The sequence below is a fragment of the Microbacterium sp. CFH 31415 genome, from assembly GCF_022538185.1.
In the GTDB taxonomy this organism is placed as follows: Bacteria; Actinomycetota; Actinomycetes; order Actinomycetales; family Microbacteriaceae; genus Microbacterium.
Genome location: NZ_JAKYXC010000001.1, coordinates 12,627 through 30,062, shown reverse-complemented (window position 1 = coordinate 30,062; position 17,436 = coordinate 12,627). Strand labels below are relative to the sequence as shown.

Annotated in this window: 12 protein-coding genes; 6 read left to right on the top strand and 6 right to left on the bottom strand. The window is 72.5% G+C overall.

The window, feature by feature from the left end; genetic code table 11:
• The first annotated feature begins 35 nt into the window (after positions 1–35).
• Entirely contained in the window at positions 36–1,418 is a 1,383-nt protein-coding gene (locus MK786_RS00130) for a zinc-dependent metalloprotease (protein WP_241110243.1), read from the top strand.
• A 768-nt stretch (positions 1,419–2,186) separates the two neighbouring features.
• Here MK786_RS00130 and MK786_RS00125 read toward each other — a convergent pair.
• On the bottom strand, positions 2,187–3,950 hold the full coding sequence (locus tag MK786_RS00125; RefSeq protein ID WP_241110242.1) for an ATP-dependent helicase: 1,764 nt from the start codon (positions 3,948–3,950) through the stop codon (positions 2,187–2,189).
• Positions 3,947–4,861 carry an NAD(+) diphosphatase gene (nudC, locus tag MK786_RS00120; RefSeq protein ID WP_241110241.1) on the bottom strand — a complete coding sequence of 305 codons (915 nt, stop codon included), beginning with the start codon at positions 4,859–4,861 and terminating at the stop codon, positions 3,947–3,949. Before nudC ends, MK786_RS00125 begins: the two co-directional genes overlap by 4 nt.
• Positions 4,862–4,924: 63 nt before the next feature.
• On the opposite strand from nudC, the gene MK786_RS00115 reads away from it, so the two are divergent.
• Entirely contained in the window at positions 4,925–6,262 is a 1,338-nt protein-coding gene (locus MK786_RS00115) for a phosphotransferase (RefSeq protein ID WP_241110240.1), read from the top strand.
• Positions 6,263–6,275: 13 nt separating this feature from the next.
• On the opposite strand, the gene MK786_RS00110 is transcribed toward MK786_RS00115, so the two are convergent.
• Together MK786_RS00110 and MK786_RS00105 are read right to left on the bottom strand one after the other, a co-directional pair.
• Positions 6,276–9,560 (bottom strand): UvrD-helicase domain-containing protein, encoded by a 3,285-nt coding sequence (locus MK786_RS00110; RefSeq protein WP_374200391.1) that lies wholly within the window; start codon positions 9,558–9,560, stop codon positions 6,276–6,278.
• Positions 9,561–9,625: 65 nt separating this feature from the next.
• Positions 9,626–12,739: an ATP-dependent DNA helicase gene (locus MK786_RS00105; protein ID WP_241110239.1), complete on the bottom strand. Its 3,114-nt coding sequence runs from the start codon at positions 12,737–12,739 to the stop codon at positions 9,626–9,628.
• 137 nt (positions 12,740–12,876) lie between these two features.
• On the opposite strand from MK786_RS00105, the gene MK786_RS00100 reads away from it, so the two are divergent.
• Both MK786_RS00100 and MK786_RS00095 read left to right on the top strand, forming a co-directional pair.
• On the top strand, positions 12,877–13,101 hold the full coding sequence (locus tag MK786_RS00100) for a DUF3107 domain-containing protein (RefSeq protein ID WP_241110238.1): 225 nt from the start codon (positions 12,877–12,879) through the stop codon (positions 13,099–13,101).
• 7 nt (positions 13,102–13,108) lie between these two features.
• Positions 13,109–13,399, top strand: coding sequence for a hypothetical protein (locus tag MK786_RS00095; protein ID WP_241110237.1), 291 nt, complete (start codon positions 13,109–13,111; stop codon positions 13,397–13,399).
• A 37-nt stretch (positions 13,400–13,436) separates the two neighbouring features.
• On the opposite strand, the gene MK786_RS00090 is transcribed toward MK786_RS00095, so the two are convergent.
• Entirely contained in the window at positions 13,437–14,150 is a 714-nt protein-coding gene (locus MK786_RS00090; RefSeq protein ID WP_241110236.1) for a ferritin-like fold-containing protein, read from the bottom strand.
• A gap of 237 nt (positions 14,151–14,387) precedes the next feature.
• On the opposite strand from MK786_RS00090, the gene MK786_RS00085 reads away from it, so the two are divergent.
• Complete coding sequence (locus tag MK786_RS00085) at positions 14,388–15,857, top strand: DEAD/DEAH box helicase (RefSeq protein ID WP_241110235.1); 1,470 nt, start codon at positions 14,388–14,390, stop codon at positions 15,855–15,857.
• A gap of 187 nt (positions 15,858–16,044) precedes the next feature.
• Positions 16,045–16,473, top strand: coding sequence for an SHOCT domain-containing protein (locus MK786_RS00080; protein ID WP_374200389.1), 429 nt, complete (start codon positions 16,045–16,047; stop codon positions 16,471–16,473).
• Between the two features lie 38 nt (positions 16,474–16,511).
• On the opposite strand, the gene MK786_RS00075 is transcribed toward MK786_RS00080, so the two are convergent.
• Complete coding sequence (locus MK786_RS00075) at positions 16,512–17,375, bottom strand: PHP domain-containing protein (protein WP_241110234.1); 864 nt, start codon at positions 17,373–17,375, stop codon at positions 16,512–16,514.
• Between the last annotated feature and the right edge of the window lie 61 nt (positions 17,376–17,436).

Below are 17,436 nucleotides of genomic sequence, written 5' to 3'. Positions count from 1 at the left end.
GCGCGACGTCATGAACCGGCTGAAAGGCGGCTGAAGTGGCAGACGACGATCGCAGTCCCGAGGAAGAGTTCCAAGAGCTGATCCGCCAGCTGTTCGGCGGATCCGGTGGGCTCGACCCGGAGCAGCTCTCCGCCCTGTCGGGGATGAACATCGACCCGGCGATGATGCAGACCGTGATGCAGCACCTCCAGGGCGCGTTCACGGGCGGCGGCGAGACCGGCATCTCATGGGACCTCGCGCAGCGCCAGGCACTGCACATCGCCAACCAGGACGGCCTCGGGGTGACCACCGGTCAGCGCACCGACCTCGATCAGGCCTTCGCGCTCGCCTCGCTGTGGCTGAGCGAGGCGACCACGATCTCGGAGCTCGCCGAGCAGCCCCAGACTCTCACCCGCGGCGGTTGGGTCGAGTCGACCATGCCGGTGTGGCAGCAGCTCGCCGAACCGGTGGCCACGAGCATCGCCGATGCGCTGACGTCCGCGCTCGGCCAGAACGCCCCCGAAGACATGCAGGGCCTCGTGCAGGGCGCCGGTCGCCTCATGCGCACCGTCGGCGGGTCCCTCTTCGCGTCGCAGCTGGGCCAGGTCGTGGGCAGCCTCTCGAAGGAGGTGGTGAGCGGTGGCGATGTCGGCATCCCGCTCATGCCCGACGGCCACGCCGCGATCCTCCCCCAGAACTTCGCCGACTTCGGGCGCGACCTCGAGGTGCCCGACGACCAGCTGGCGCTCTACGTCGCCACGCGCGAGCTCGCTCACGCGCGGCTGTTCCGCCACGCTCGATGGCTGCGCCTGCACGTCATCTCGCAGGTGACCGACTTCGCGCGCGGGGTCCACGTCGATACCGACGCGCTCGAAGACCTCGCGTCCCGCTTCGACCCGTCGGAGCCCGACGAGCTGCGCCGCGCGCTCGAGAGCGGCGCCCTGCTGCCCGCGCGCTCCGAGGCCCAGAACACGGCGCTCACGCGCCTCGAGAACCTCCTCGCCACCATCGAGGGCTGGGTCGAGGTCGTCACCGAGCAGGCGACGTCACGCCTCCCTTCGGCCGACCGCATCGCCGAGGCGGTTCGCCGCCGGCGTGCCGTCGGCGGCCCGGCCGAGCGCGCGCTCGGCTCGCTGGTCGGGCTCGAGCTGCGTCCGCGTCGGATGCGTGAGGCAGCTGCGATGTGGCGAGCGGTGACGGATGCCGTCGGCCCGGCCGCCCGCGACGCACTGTGGGACTACCCCGACCTCATGCCCGGCGCGGACGACATCGACGATCCCGCGGGCCTGGTGGCGCGCCTGGAGGCACGTGCACGCGGCGAGCAGCCGGCACCCGACGAGCTGGACGACGCGCTCGCGCGGCTTCTGGCCGGCGAGACCCGGGACGACGGCGACGCCGACGACCAGGGCGCCGCGCCGGACGACCACCGGCCGGTGTGATCAGGGCGCCCGTTCCTCCCCAGAAGCCCCTGTGACCGGGGTGCCGCGGCCGCGGCTGTGGAAACCTCCCGGCGGTGGCGCAGTGTCATCAGAATCAGGGGATGCTCCGGATCGATCCCGCCCATCCCCCGCTGTGGCGCACGCCGACGACCCTTCAGTTCGGGCACGAGCCGGTGCTCGTGCTGGATGACCCTGCGCCCTGGCAGCAACGGCTCGTGCGCGAGTTCGAGCGTGGCATCCCCGATCAGGCCGCGGTCCCGTTCGCCGTGGCGCTCGGTGCCGATGCCCGCGCCGCCGAGGAGTTCGTCTCGCGCATGGGCGACGTGTTCGCGTCGGCCGCTCCCCCGCACCCGCGCGTGATCGTGCAGGCGGTCGGCCACCTCCCGCGCGCGCATGTCGACGCGGTGGCGGCAGCGCTCAGCCTGGCGGGGTGCGAGGTCGCCACCGCAGATCCGTTCGACCCGCCTGGAGCGCCCTCGGGAGCCGCGCCCGTGGTCGTCGTGGCGCATCATCTCGTCGCCCCGTCGTTCGCCGCGGCGCTCATGGCCGACGACCGTCCGCATCTCCCCGTCGTCCTCACCGCCACGGGCGCCGAGGTCGGACCCTACGTGACGCCGGGGGCCACCGCGTGCCTGGCGTGCGTCGCCGCACACCGACGCGACGACGACCCGGCGTGGCCGGTCATCGCAGCGCAGCTTCTCGGGCGACCGCTGCCCGCCGTCGACGCCTCGACTCTGTGGGAAGCGGGGATCGTGGCCGCGCGATTGATCACCGGCGCCGAGTCGTGTCCGCCCCGCCCGAGGACGCGCTCCCTGACGCTCCACGCCGGGTCGCTGCGGCGGGGCGTCCGGAAGCACCGACCGCACGAAGAGTGCCGTTGCCGATCTCTCGCAGGAAGCGCGACGGCTGGCGATCCCGCACGCCTCGAGCCCACGACACCGAGAGCGTACGCGCGGCCCGCGTGATTCCGACGTAGGCGAGACGCCGCTCCTCATCGACCTGGTCGAACGTCGTCGCGTAGGCGATGGGCAGCAGCCCCTCGGCCATGCCGACGAGGTGCACGTGATCCCACTCGAGACCCTTGGAGGCATGGATCGTGGCGAGTGTCACGGTGCGCAGCGCGGGCTCGTCGTGGCTGCGCGCCCGAGCCGTCAGCTCGTCGGTGAACTCGCGCAGCGTGGTTCCCGGCGGCGCCTCCTCGGCGAGCCGCAGCAGCGCGGCTCGCAGCTCCCACGCATCGCGCAGGGCACCACCCGCCTGCGGCGGCTCGTCGGTCAGACCGAGCGAGCGCAGCACATCGCGCACGGTGTCGACGAACCCGCCCTCGATCGGCGCGACGGAGGCCCCGCGCAGCGCCATGATCCCCTGCCGCACTTCGGGCAGGTCGAAGAACCGGCGACCGCCGAGCACCGTCGACGCGATGCCCGCGTCGGCGAGCGCCCGCACGAGCTCCGCGGACTGGGCGTGCGCCCGGTACAGCACCGCGATCTGCCGCGGATCGATCCCCGACGCGATCTGGCCGGAGATGCGCGCGGCGACGGCGCGCGCCTCCTCGTCGTCGTCGACGAACGCGGCGACCGTAGGTGCCTCGGCTCCCGCGGGCCGTCCCGGTGCCGCGACCAGGTGCAGGGCGCCTGGGCGGTCGCGCATGAGCTCGTTGGCGACGCCGAGGATCGCGGCATCCGATCGGTAGTTCGTCTCGAGACGCACGACGCGTGCATCGTCATGCCGTGCGGAGAACTCGAGCAGGAAGCGCGCATCGGCGCCGGCGAACGAATAGATGGTCTGACTTGCGTCGCCCACGACGCACAGGTCGCGGCGGTCGCCGAGCCACAGCGCGAGCAGGCGGTGCTGCAGCGGCGAGACGTCCTGGAACTCGTCGACCGTGAAGTGGCGATACTGCTCGTGCACCGCGCGCGCGACGTGGGGCTCGGCCTCGAGCATGCCGGCGCACGCGAGCAGGACGTCCTCGAAGTCGAGCTGGCGCCGCTCGTCCTTGAGCTTCTCGTACGCCCGCTGGAGTGCGACGACCTGGTCGACCGACATGCGGCCGATGCCCTGCGGCCGAGCTGACGCGTAGTCGTCGATGCTCAGCATCGAGACCTTGCGCCACTCGATCGCGCTGGCCGCGTCGCGCAGCGTCGCGGTATCGGGGTTCAATCCGATGCCGTCGGCCGCATGCGCGAGCAGCCGCACCTTGTTGTCGACGATTCCGGGTGCGGTGTCGCCGGCGAGCGTCGGCCAGAAGTAGTTCAGCTGTGCAAGGGCGGCCGCGTGGAACGTGCGCGCGGCGACGCCCTCGACACCCAGCGCGCGCAGGCGGCCCCGCATCTCGCCCGCGGCCTTGGCGGTGAAGGTCACCGCCATGACACGTCCGGGCGAGTAGGCGCCGGTGTCGACGCCGTGCGCGATCCGGTGCGTGATCACACGGGTCTTCCCGGTTCCGGCTCCGGCCAGCACGACGAGCGGTCCGCGCAGCGAGCGCACCGCTTCGAGCTGGCTCTCATCGAGACCCGCGAGCGCCCGGCTCATTCCACCCCCGCGTACCAGTCGCTGATCAGCCGGTGAGCGATCGAGGCGCGGCCTGGCAGCACCACGTCACCCTCACCCGCGAGCGCCGCCCCGATGGAGTCGCGGCTGAACCACCGCACCGCGGCGATCTCCTCGCCGTCGGCACGTGCGGCGTCGTCATCGGAAGCCGTCGCGAGGAACCCGAGCATGAGCGACCGCGGATACGGCCATGCCTGCGAGCCACGGTACTCCACGGCTGCTACCTGGATGCCGGACTCCTCGGCGACCTCGCGCTGCACCGCCGCCTCGAGCGACTCCCCCGCCTCGACGAAACCCGCGAAGCACGAGAACCGCTCAGCACCCCAGAGGGCGTTCGACCCGAGCAGCAGCAGATCGGGATCCTGCGCACTGGTGATCGCGACGATGACCGCGGGATCCGTGCGGGGGAAGTGCTGTCGGCCGCACGAAGGGCAGCGGCGTGACCACCCGGCGTCGGCGAGCATCGTCAGGGCGCCGCAGGCGGGGCAGAACCTTGCTTCGAGCAGCCAGCGCCCGAGGCTCAGCGCCTCGACGAACGCCCCCGCGTCATGCGGCGCCAGAGCGCCGCCGATCGCGCGCAGACCGGCCCACCCGCCGGGGTTGTCGAACGGCTTCGTCTCGGCCTTCTCGAACACGGCGGTCAGCAGCGCGCCGCCGGCCTCGTCGCGGCCGAGGAGCGCCCACTCCGCGCCGGGGGGCACCGCATCGGGCGCGACCCAGCGCAGTTCGGCGGTTCCGGCGAGCGGGGCGGCGTCGCCCGCGAGCACGAGCACCCGGGTCGCGGCATCGGCTCGAGCGGTCTCGATCAGACCGGGCGTCGCGCGCTCATCGGGCGCGCGGTCGACCGCTGCGGCGGCGAGCGGCGGGAGCCGCGTGCTGTCGGACGCCGTCATCGAGGAACTCCAGCAAGGGCGTGGCGCGGGGATGGACGAGCGCGACCGACCTACCCTGGGCACATGGCACGCTCACCCTTCACTCTAGCCGCGTCCGTGACATCGGCACTGCCCCGGGTCGGCGTCGTCGGGGTCGGCGAACTCACCGAGGGCACCGTCGGGCGCTACGACTCCGCCGTCGCCGAACTCGACGACGGCCGCCGCGTCGTCGTCCGCGTCCCCGCAGACGCAGCCGTCTCGCCGGAGCTCGCGGCCGAGGTGCGCGCTCTCCGCGCCCTCACGCCCGGCGTGCGGGGTCTACTGCCGTTCCGCGCTCCCGAGCTGCTCGGCGAGACCGGCCTCGGCGACGCCCGTGCCGTGGTCGTCGACTTCCTGCCGGGGTACCGCGTCGACGCCGCACACCTGCCGCCCGGCCGCGGTGCCGCCACGTCGCTCGGCGCTGCACTGGCGGCTCTGCACGCCCTCCCGCTGTCGATCGTCCGCACCGAGGGCCTGCCCGTGCGCACCCCGCAGCAGGTCCGCACCGACACCGCCCGTCTGGTCGACCGCGCACAGGCGACTCGGCGTCTGCCCGTGGCGCTCGCCGATCGCTGGCAGCGGGCGATCGACAACGACGAACTGTGGCGTTTCGAGTCCGCCGTCGTGCTCGGCGGAGCAGGCGCGGCGTCGTTCCTCTTCGAGGACGTCGAGGGCGTGCCGCAGGTGACCGGTCTGCTCGAGTGGCACGGCCTGTCCGTCGGCGACCCGGCGACCGACCTGCAGTGGCTGGCCTCCGCACCTGCGGCGGCCGACGACGTCTACGCGGCGTACGTCGCCGGCAGCGGGCGCGCCCCCGATGCCCGCGCACGTGAGCGCGCCCGGCTGTACGCCGAACTGGAGTTCGCGTCGTGGCTGGTGCACGGCCACGAATCCGGCCGCGACGAGGTCGTCGACGACGCGGTCGAGCTGCTCGAGACGCTGGCGACGGGGGTGGCCGGCGACGACATCGTGACGGATGCCCCGCTCGGCGTCGACGATGCCATCGCCCTTCTCGACCGCATGCCCGAGGCGTCGGCGGCGGCCGTCGACACGTCGATGCACACCGATGCGTACGACCCGGAGGAGCTGTCGCTGTGGGTCTCGACCGACGGCGACCCCGCTGACCGCGAGCCCGAGGACACCGCCGAGATCGATCTCGGGGACGCCGGGCCGGGGCAGGTTCCCGAGCAGCGCGCGGCCTCCGGGGCATGGCATGCCGATGACCTGTCGACCTCGCCGATCGACATCGTGACCGGGGACCCCGTGCGCACCGCCGACATCGCCGACACCGGTGACGCCCACGACACGAGCCACGACGGCGACGCCGCGGCGGAGGCCGAGCGAGCATCCGAGGCCGCGCTGCGCCGCTGGCTCGCGCCGTAGCCTGTCGGCGAGGTCAGCCCCGCAGCACGAGGTCGGCCGCGACGTAGTACAGCGCCACGTCGATCTCCTCCAGAGGCACGCCGTGCTTGGTGTGATACGCCTGCCGGTAGAGCTCGAGCTGCAGCATCCGCTCCTCCTTCTCGGCATCGGTGCGTGGAGCCGCGCCCGTCTTCCAGTCGACGATCTCGATCCTGCCGCCGCGGTCGTCGCGACGGTAGACGGCGTCGAGCTTGCAGATCACGACGTGCGGACGGCCGTCGAGGCCGGTCATGGTGAAGTCGATCTCGGTCTCGACCTCGAGCGGGCGCAGGGGCGCCCACTCCGAGGCGAGGAATCGCGCCTGCAGCACGTCGAGCGCCGCGGCGTCCTCGGCGGAGGATTCGGTGCCGGGCAGGTCGTCGTCGGACTCCCACAGCGCATCGTCGATCGACCCGCCGAGGCCCGGCGTGCCGGCGCGCTGCTCGACCCATGCGTGGAACAGCGTGCCGAGGCGCGTCTGCCGGAACGGGCGCTCGGGCAGCGGCCGGGCGATCGCAGCGACGGTGCCCTCGTAGTCGGAGACGAACTCCTTGTAGCGGGAGGCCGCGATGCGCGTCGGCGCGTCCTGCGTCGCCGGGGCACGCCGGGCCTCACGCTCGGCGAGCAGCAGCGCCACGTCCGAGTCGGGCGCCGGTCGCGGAGCGGACAGCGCGGCCTCGACCGCGGAGGCGGCGCGCTCGACCACCGCGCGACGAGAGCCGAGCGGATCGATCGGCCACTGGAGCATGCGACGCTCGCCGAGGTACGGGTTCTCCCCCGGCTCGTCACTCGGCAGCTCGTGCTCCAGGGCCGCGGCGATCTCGGTGAAGAACGTGCTCCGCTCACGCGGGCGCTTCGTGCCGGACCACGTCGACCCGGTCAGCAGCAGATGGTCACGGGCACGGGTGACCGCGACGTAGGCGAGCCGGCGGTCCTCTTCGAGCTGCCGCGCGCGGTTGGCCGCGACGAAATCCTCGAGGGCCGTCTTGAGCTCCTGCTGCGTGCCGGCCCCGCGCCACGCGAGCGCGGGGAGCCACGCCGCATCCCCGCGGAACGCGTACGGCAGCACCCCGAACCCGAGCCAGCCCCTGGTGTCGCGGGGCGCGCTGGGCAGCTCGTCCTTCACGAGGCGCACCACGGCGACGGCATCCCACTCCAGTCCCTTGGAACCGTGGATCGTCAGGAGCTGCACGACGTCGTCTTCAGGCGGCTCGGTGCGCGGAGCGAACTCGTCGAGCTGCTCGGCGTGATCCAGCCACGCGAGCAGGCTCGACAGCGAGCCCGACTCGTCCGCCGCGAGGAAGGCGTGCAGCTCGTCGACGAACGCGCGCAGCTGGGCGCTCGCGATGCGCGCCGGGCCGCGGGCCTCGTTCGCCGCGAGCTCGACGTCGAGCCGCAGCTCGATCTCGATCAGCCGCACGAGTTCGGGGATCGGCATGCCGACGGCCTGCCGCAGACCCGCGAAGACGGCGCCGGCCTCGCGGAGGCGCTCGCGCGCCGCGGCGGTGAAGCCGGCCAGCCAGCCGTGGTCGGCGGGATGCCGGAGCACGAAGTCGAGCGCGTCGACGAGAGAGCCGTCGTCGTCGCCCGCACCGGAGCGGATGCGCTCGACGACCTCGGGAGCGAGTGGCTGCAGCGCCGCGTCGTGGCGTGCGATGCGCCGGGCGAGCGCAGCGAGCTCTCGCAGGTCGGGCAGTCCGATGGACCACCGCGGCCCCGACAGCAGACGGATGAGCGCGGAGCCCGCGCTCGGGTCGCTGACCACCCGGAGCGCGCTCACCACGTCGACCACCTCGGGCGTGGACAGCAGTCCGCCGAGCCCGAGGATCCGATGGGGGATGCCGCGCCGCCCCAGCGCGTCACCGAAGCGCACCATGTGCTTCTTGCTGCGGAAGAGCACGGCACCGGTCGTCGCCAGTCCGGCCCGGGCGCGGTCGGCTCGGACTCGCGCGAACCACTCTGCGACGCGATCGGCCTCGGAGTCGAGATCGGGATCGAACGCGGTCTCGACCGCGCCGGCGGGGGCGCCGGGCCGCGCACGCAGCTCCTGGACGCGCACGGCGGCCGAGGCGGCGAGCGGGGCGAGTACGGCGTTCGCGGCGGTGAGCACGTCGGCGCTGTTGCGCCAGCTCGTGAGCAGCGAGTACTCCGCGCACTCCCCAGACGGGGAGAACGCCGCGGCGAATCCGCCGAGGTTGCCCGCGCTCGCACCGCGCCACCCGTAGATCGCCTGATGGGGGTCGCCGACCGCCATGACCCCCGTACCCGCGAACAGCGAGGACAGCAGGTCTGTCTGCACCACCGACGTGTCTTGGTACTCGTCGAGCAGCACCACCCGATAGCGGTCGCGCAGCTCGTCGGCGACGGCGCGGTGCCCGGCGACCACTTCGAGCGCGCCGGCGACCTGGTCCGAGAAGTCGATCACGCCGATGCGTCGCTTCTCGGCAGCGTAGTCGCGTGCAAGATCGGCCAGCAGCGACAGCGCCGCGACCTTCTCGTTCGCCTCGGCCACCTCGGCGTAGACGACGGTGCGCGCGTTCGTCGACGGGAGATCCATCACTCGCTGGAAGCTCGCGGGGAACGCGGCGAGCTCATCGAGGTCCACGAGGTTGTCGACGCCGTCGCGGGCGATGCGCAGTGCGCCGTCGATGATGCTCCGCACGGCCTCGCCACGCGTCTCGAGCCGCGGATCGTCGGAACCGAACACCACCCGCCGCATCAGCAGCCACGCCGCCGACTCCGACATGACGGCGGACTCGGCATCCCGCCCGATCCGCACCGCGTGCTCGCGCACGATCTGGTCGGCGAAGCTGTTGTAGGTCGACACCGTCGGCCGGTGCAGGAGCGCGTCGTCGTCAGCCCCCTGCGGCTCCGCGCCGACCAGCCGGGCGAGCGCGTCCATGGCCTCGTGGCGTGCCGTCGTGGCCCGTGCCCCATCGCCGCCCGCGCGTTCGAGCTCGGCGAAGACGTCGAGGCGCCCCGCCTCGTGGAGTGCGGGAAGGAAACCCACCAGTCCGCGTCGCTCGAACTCGCTCAGGCGCGCCAGCCGACGCTGAATGCGCTCCGCGAGCTCACCGGCCGCCTTTCGCGTGAACGTGAGCCCGAGCACCTCGTCGCGGCGCACGAGCCGGTTCGCGACGAGCCACACGACCCGCGAGGCCATGGTCTCGGTCTTGCCGCTGCCGGCACCCGCAACGACCAGCGCCGGGGAGAGCGGCGCCTCGATCACCGCGGTCTGCTCGTCGGTCGGCGGGAACTGGCCCAGTGCGGCGGCGATCACCCGAGCGGGCAGCGGCGCGGTCGCGGGGTCCGCCGCCGCGGGCGCAGACACGGACTGGTCGGTGATCACGACGCGCTCACCGCCCCGATCGTGTGGATGCGGCACAGCCCGTACGAATGGTCGTCACGGCAGTGCTCCTCGTAAGGCGCGGCGAACGACACACCGCGCATGGTCGTGACCGCGTGCCGGATGCGGGTGAGGAAGGCCTCGCGGCGCTCGTCGTCGAAGGGCGGCTGCCACGGCTCGGCGTAGTCGGATCGGGTGGCGGTCGGCCGCAGCACCAGCAGCTTCGCACCGCCCGGCGCATGTCCGACGGCCGCCGGGATCGCACCTGCCTCGAACGCCAGCTGATAGGCGCCGAGCTGCGGGTTGTCGACGACCTTCGCATTCGTCTGCGGCTCGCGCTTGCCCGTCTTGAGGTCCATGATCACCACCGTGCCTTCGGGTGTGAGCTCGACGCGGTCGATGTAGCCCGACAGGATCGCACCGTGCTCGAACGCCTCGGCGTCGTCGAGCGGGATCGCCACCTCGAAGTGGGGTTCGGCGCCGATGAGCGTTCCGCCCGACGCCTCGAATCGGCGCAGGTAGAGGTGCAGGCGTCGCACCAGATCCCTCGCCCGTGTCTTCTCGGACCGGTCGCGCCAGTCCGCCTCGAACGCGAGTTCGCTCCAGCGCGCCTCCACCTCGGCCCACAGGCTCTCCTCGGTCGAGTCGGCCGCATGCTCGAGCGCCGCGTGGATGATCGTGCCGAGCCCGGCCGTCGTGCCGCCCGGATCACCGCCGAAGTCTCCGATCACCCAGTTGAGCTCGCACTCCTCGAGCGTGTGGAGGCGCGAGGGCGAGACGCGCACGTCTTCCTTCTCGAGGTCGCGCAGCGGACCGGTCGATGTCGGCCGCGGCACGCCGTACCACTCGCCCGGCGCGGCGCCAGGCACGCCCGCGTCGGCCAGCAGCGCCAGCTGCCCGGCGGCGTGCGCTGCGCTTCCCCGGCTCGCCCCGTCGGTGAGCACACGCCGATGGCGGGCGACGAGCCCGCGCAGCGACAGCGGGTGATCGACGGTGTGACGCTCAGGGTCGGGGAGGAACTCGAAGAACACACTGGGTCCGGTGTCGTCGTCGTCGACGGCCGTCACGACCACACGCTGCGTCGCACGCGACAGCGCGCGCACGAGCAGCCGCAGCTCGTCGTGCATCGCGGAGCGGCGCCGGTCGAAGACGCCCGCTGCCGCCTCGCCGGTGCGGGTCGCGGCATCCGCCAGCCGCCACGTCTCGAGCAGGCTCCCGCGCAGGCGCGTGTTCGGCCATATGCCGTCCTGCACGCCGGCGACGACGACGGTGTCGAACTCCAGCCCCAGCGCGCCCGCGGGCGTCAGCAGCTGCACGGTGTCGTCGCGGACGGGCGCGGCTAGCCGGTCTTCGGCCACGTCGGAGTCGAGGATGCCGCGCACGAACACCCGCGGGTCGGCGTCGAGCGACCGCTCGACGAAGCGCTTGGCGACCTGGAACAGCGCGACCACGGCGTCGAGATCGCGATTCGCCTGCTCGGCGAGGGGACCGTGGCCGCGCGCCAGCTCGGACCACACGCGCTGCAGTCCGCTGCGATCCCATGCCGCCCAGAGCAGCTCGTGCGCGGTCGCGCCGCGGTCGAGCTCTTCGCGCAGGAAGGCGAGCGTGCGGGCGAGGGCCGCCGCCCGGCGGGCTTCGCGGGTGTCGACCAGGTCGAACTCGAGCGGCTGGGACATCGCCGACACCAGCAGGTCGCGGCCCGACCGCTCTCCCCCCGCAGCGAGCTCGGCGTGTCGCAGCGCGGAGCGGAGACGGCGCAGCTCGATCGGGTCGAGACGGCCATACGTGCCCAGCAGCGCAGCCGACACGTCGTCGAAGGTGCGGTCGTCACCGGCGGCGAGCTCGATCAGCCGCAGCAGATCGTTCACCGGTGTGAGCGCACCGAGGGCACGGCCGGGGCCGCTCGAACGGGCGGGAACCTCGCGCGCCGACAGCTCGGCCTCGAGCGCCGCGACCTGCCGGGTGTCGTGGGCGATCACGGCGCAGCGCCTCCACGGCACGCCGTCGTGCACGTGGCGCTCGCGCAGCAGCCGGGCGATCGCGTCGTACTCCTCGGCCGGCGACCTCAGCAGCAGAGCACGCACGGAATCGTCGGGCTCGGCGCCGGTGGCTGCGCCACGGTGCGCGACGACGCCGACGGCGCCGATGCGCTGCGTGACCCGCCGCACGAGGTCGCCCTGCCAGGGCGTGCCGCGGTGGCGCGTGTCGAGGACGGACACCGCCCCGAGACTCGCCGCGAGTCGCGCGAAGTTCTCAGGCGTGGCGCCGCGGAACGATCCGGCGCCGACGTCGGGATCGCCGAACGCGACCACCGGGATCCCGCGACCGCGCGCTGCCTCGAGCAGCTCGACGCCGCCGAGGGTGAGCTCCTGCGCGTCGTCGACGAGGATCGCTCGCAGCCGGTCGATGGCAGGGATGCCGTCGCCCGCCGTGCGCAGGAGTCCGACCGCTTCCCGCACGAGACCCGCCGCATCGCGGTGCGCGCCCCGCATGCCCGCACGCACCTCGTGGTACTCGCCCGCGAAGGACGCGAGCGAGACCCAGACCGGCAGGTCGTGCTGCTCGCCGAGCGCCCGCAGCGGCCCCGGTTCGATGCCGAGCGTCGTGCACTCCGCGAGGAAGGTGCGCACCTCGGTGCGGAACCCGGGAGTGGAGCGGATGCCTGCGCCCAGCCACTCCGGCCAGCGCGACCTGCTGGTCTCCCGCTCGTCCTCGGCATCGCCGTCGAGCAGGTCGCCGATGAGCTGGTCTTCGTCGCCCCCCGTCAGCAGCTGCGGCGGATCGGCGTCGACGGCCACCGCGTTCGCGCGCACGAGCTGGAAGGCGAACGACGCCACCGACCGGGCCAGCGGGCCGGACGTGGCGCGCCCGACGGCGAGCGCGAGCCGGTCGCGGAGGGCGGTCGCCGTCTGCCGCGTGGGTGTCAGCACGAGGATCGCGTCGGGGTCGACGCCTCGGCCGACGAGGGCGGCCACGCGGGCGACGAGGGCTGTCGTCTTGCCGGTGCCGGGCGCCCCCACGACGACGCCGGAGGCATCGCCCGCCAGCTCGACGACGACGCGCTGGGGATCGTCCAGCGCGGCCGTCGCACTGGATCCGTCCCGCAACACCATGCCCTCGACCGTAGCGCGGACTCACGACACCGCCGTTCGCCGACAGCGAGCGACGGACGACCTGGGCGCGTGCGGCCGTGTCGTAGAGTTGCCATGCGCCGGGGAACTCGGCCGCGCAGTGGGAGAGAGGCAGTCACGTGGAGATCCGCATCGGCATCGCGAACACCGGACGCGAGCTCAACTTCGAGACGAACGAGGCTGCGGCCGACGTGAAGAAGTCCGTGGCTGCGGCGCTCGACGCCGGTGCCACGCACCTCACGCTCGCCGACAACAAGGGGAACAGCTACATCGTTCCCACCGCGAGCCTGGCGTACATCGAGCTCGGGACCGAGGAGTCCCGCCGCGTCGGCTTCGTCGCCTGACCCGCCGATGCAGATCATCCTCGCGATCATCGTCGGCGCCGTGCTCGGCCTCGCCGCGCACTTCCTCGTCGCCCACCGCTCGACGCGCGGCGTCGTGATCGGCCCGGCGCTCGGCGCGTTCGCGGCCGGACTGGTGTGGACGATCCTCACGTGGGCGGGCGTGGGCATCGACAGCGTGTGGCTGTGGCTGTCGATGTTCGTCGCGCCGGTGGTCGTCACCTACCCCGTGCTGGTGGTTCTCGCGCGCATGCGCGTGGCGCACGACGCCAGCGAGCGTGCGCGCCTCCGGATCGGCTGACTCCCCGCGCACCCCACGGAGGGCGCCGTCGAGCGCCTCAGGCCGCGAGGCCCATCGCGTCCATGCGGCGCGAGTGCGCTGCCATGAGCTCGGTGAACACCGGCTCGACCTTCGCTTCGTCTGCCACGCGCAGCGTCACGGGCCGCAGCGCGGCCCGGGCGATGAGCAGCGTGTCCCCCACGAGCCGCCGCCCCCACAGCGCGAGCAGGGACTTCCACTCCGGATCGCTCTCGATCGTCCGGCCGATGATGTCGACGATCGCGTCGCGGTCGTCGTCGGCGCGCAGGATGCGGGCGACCCGTCGCCCGGTGTCGGCATAGCTCGCCGACAGCGCCAGGTAGAAGTCGTCCAGCATGCCCGCCGTGATGTGCACCGACAGCATCGTCTCGGGTGCCCGCACACCGTGCGTCGCCCCCCGGAACGCGTCCAGCGGCTCGCGGAACGGCAGCATCAGGTCGGTGGGGTCGTCTCCGCGCTCGCGGATGAGCGCCACGAGCTCCTCGTGCTTGGTCAGCGCGGCGCCGGCGGCGCGCGAGAGCGACTCCTTGTCGGAGAGCTCCGGCGTCAGCGCGATGAGCTCGCTCAGCGTCTCGAAGTAGCCGAGCTGCAGATAGGCGGCCTGGCCGAGGAACGTGTCGATGTCGGGCGCGAGCTCCTCGAAGTCGACGCGCGTCGCGTCGCCGAGGTCTTCCCTCGAGCGGAGCTGCAGCTTCCGCCCGGGTTCCCGACGCTGCCAGAACCACTTCACCACGGGCTACAGCCTAGGGTCGCGCGGCGCCGGGCGCGGCATCCGCTCTCCTCCGAACCGTCCGAAATGCCCTCCGGCGCCCTCCTCCGGTATCGTGGTGACGTCCCCGGCATCGGATCGGGGGCTCCCGCGCCTGTGGCTGAGAGAGGGCGTGGACCGCACTTCCGCCCGCGCGGCGTCGATGATCACCGCGCCAGGGCACGGACCAGGCAGCATCTCACTGCCGGACAGGCTCATATCGTGACGACCTTCGCCGAACTCGGCGTCGACCAGGACATCGTCGATGTCCTCGCACACAAGGGCATCGTCGATGCCTTCCCCATCCAGGAGCAGACGATCCCCCTCGGCCTCCCCGGCCAGGACATCATCGGGCAGGCCAAGACCGGCACCGGCAAGACGTTCGGCTTCGGCATCCCCGTGGTGCAGCGCCTCGGCCAGAACCCCGAGCCGGGCGTCAAGGCCCTCATCGTGGTCCCCACCCGCGAGCTGTGCGTCCAGGTCTACGAAGACATGGACATGCTGACCTCGGGTCGTGCGACGAGCGTCGTCGCGATCTACGGCGGCAAGGCCTATGAGGGCCAGATCGACCAGCTCAAGGCCGGCGCGCAGATCGTCGTCGGCACGCCCGGCCGACTCATCGACCTCAACAACCAGCGACTGCTCGACCTGTCGAACGCGACCGAGGTCGTGCTCGACGAGGCCGACAAGATGCTCGACCTCGGCTTCCTGCCCGACATCGAGAAGATCTTCTCGAAGGTGCCGGCCGTGCGTCACACCCAGCTCTTCTCAGCCACCATGCCGGGCCCGATCGTCGCCCTCGCACGCCGGTTCATGTCGAACCCGATCCACATCCGCGCGACCGATCCCGACGAGGGTCTCACGCAGGCGAACATCAAGCACCTCGTCTACCGGGCTCACTCGCTCGACAAGGACGAGGTCATCGCCCGCATCCTGCAGGCCGAGGGCCGAGGCAAGACCGTGATCTTCACGCGCACCAAGCGCGCTGCGCAGAAGCTGTCCGACGAGCTCAGCGACCGCGGCTTCAACGCCGCCTCCGTACACGGCGACATGAGCCAGGAGGCGCGCGAGCGGTCGATGGCGGGCTTCAAGGCCGGCAAGCGCGACGTGCTCATCGCCACCGACGTCGCCGCGCGCGGCATCGACGTCGACGACGTCACGCACGTGATCAACCACACGATCCCCGACGACGAGAAGACGTACCTGCACCGCGCCGGCCGCACTGGCCGCGCCGGCAAGACCGGCATCGCGGTGACGTTCGTCGACTGGGACGACCTGCACAAGTGGGCGCTCATCAACCGCGCGCTCGAGTTCGGCCAGCCCGAGCCGGTCGAGACCTACTCGTCCAGCCCTCACCTCTACTCCGACCTCGACATCCCTGCGGGCACCAAGGGCCGCATCGCCACGGCGCCCAAGACGCAGGCCGTCAAGACGCAGGATGCCACACCTCGTGACGGCGCCGACGGCGACGGCACCGCGCGTCGGCGCAGCCGTCGCCGCTCCGGCGGATCTGCGGCCACGCATGGTGGCGGCCACGCCCCTGCCGTCCAGGGCGAGCGCCCTGCCGAGGGCGGCGGAACGCACGACGGAGGCGGCAAGGAGCACCACGACGGCAAGCCCGCTCCGCGCCGGCGTCGCCGTCGCCGCGGCGGCTCGTCCGCTTCGGGCGGCGGCGCCCCCGCCAGCGCCTGACCTTCGTCACGCGCGCCGCGCCAGCCGCGGCGCGCGCTGATCGGGGTGGGCCCACGCGACCGCCCACGTGGCGACCGACGCACGGCGACATCCGCGTCCAATCGCGTGATTCCGACGCGGCCGGGCGCTATCGTGAGCGCAAGCGGCGCACTTCGCGCCGCACCTCGCATTCAGAAAGGCACTCATCGTGCGATTCATCGACGCGGTCACGACCGGCTACGAGTATCAGGGGTTCTGGGGTTCCCTCGGCGACCTCATCTGGTGGTTCCTCTGGGTCTTCGTGTTCGTCGCCTACCTCTTCGCGCTGTTCGCCGTGATCGGCGACCTCTTCCGCGATCACGAGCTCAGCGGGTGGTGGAAGGCCCTGTGGATCATCTTCCTGATCTTCGTCCCGTTCCTCACGCTGCTCGTGTACCTGATCGCCCGCGGCAACGGCATGGCCCGTCGCGGAGCGGCCGAGGCGAAGCAGCTTCAGGCGGCTCAGGACTCCTACATCAAGTCCGTGGCCGGCGGCACGAGCGCGACCGACGAGATCGCCAAGGCCAAGGCGCTCCTCGACGCGGGCACGATCACCCAGGCCGAGTTCGACGCCCTCAAGGCGAAGGCGCTCGGCTGAGGCATCCGCTCTCCACACGGTGAGCGCCCTCGTCCCCCTCACGGGTAGACGGGGGCGCTTCCTGTTCCTGCCTCGATGATCCGCGCGACCATGGCGTCGTCGGTTGTGTATTCCCCGGGCTGGTTCGGCTTGCCGAGGCCGTGGTAGTCGCTCGATCCGGTGATGATCAGATCGCGCTCCTCGCACAGCGTGCGCAGCGAACGGATGCCGGACGCGCGGTTCTCACGATGCCCCAGCTCGAATCCCGCGAGACCGGCGCCGAGCATGCGATCGGTCAGATGCGCGGGCAGCAGGCCGGCGCGACCCGCGGGGTGCGCGATGATCGGGACTCCCCCGGCGCCGACGACGAGCCCGACTGCCGTGACCGGATCCGGCGCGTACAGGGCGACGTAGTAGTCGCCGCCGGGACTCAGGATGCTTGAGAACGCCTCGGCGCGGTCGCGAACCAGGCCTCGCGCGACGAGCGCATCGGCGATGTGCGGACGCCCCACGGTGGCGCCGTCGGTCGTCTGCGCGACGATGTCGTCCCACCCCAGGTCATAGTCGCGCGCGATCCGGTCGGCCATGACCCGCGCGCGGTCGAGCCGCGAGGAGCGGATCTTGTCGGTCATCGCGCGCAGCGCCTCGTCGTCCGGATCGACGAGGTACGCGAGGACGTGCACGCTGCGCCACTCGTGGCGCGCGGAGAGCTCCATCCCGGGGAGGAAGGTCATACCGAGGGATGCCGCGGCCTCGGCCGCCTCCGCCCATCCCGACGTGGTGTCGTGGTCGGTGAGCGCGGCGGTGCGCAGCCCGTGCCGGTGCGCGGCCGCCATGACCTGCGCGGGCGATTCGGTGCCGTCGGAGAGGGCCGAGTGCAGGTGCAGATCGCTCGGGCCCTCGAAGCGCGACCGTCCCGGCATCCTCCGAGCGTAGCGCGCCGACATGCGGGCCGGTGCTGACCGATCTCCCAGCCTGCTCGCA

Coding starts and splice junctions, on each gene's coding strand:
- MK786_RS00105 (WP_241110239.1), bottom strand. CDS start 12,739: ATGGTGTTGCGGGACGGATCCAGTGCGACGGCCGCGCTGGACGATCCC.
- MK786_RS00125 (WP_241110242.1), bottom strand. CDS start 3,950: ATGAGCCGGGCGCTCGCGGGTCTCGATGAGAGCCAGCTCGAAGCGGTG.
- MK786_RS00075 (WP_241110234.1), bottom strand. CDS start 17,375: ATGCCGGGACGGTCGCGCTTCGAGGGCCCGAGCGATCTGCACCTGCAC.
- nudC (WP_241110241.1), bottom strand. CDS start 4,861: ATGACGGCGTCCGACAGCACGCGGCTCCCGCCGCTCGCCGCCGCAGCG.
- MK786_RS00115 (WP_241110240.1), top strand. CDS start 4,925: ATGGCACGCTCACCCTTCACTCTAGCCGCGTCCGTGACATCGGCACTG.
- MK786_RS00095 (WP_241110237.1), top strand. CDS start 13,109: ATGCAGATCATCCTCGCGATCATCGTCGGCGCCGTGCTCGGCCTCGCC.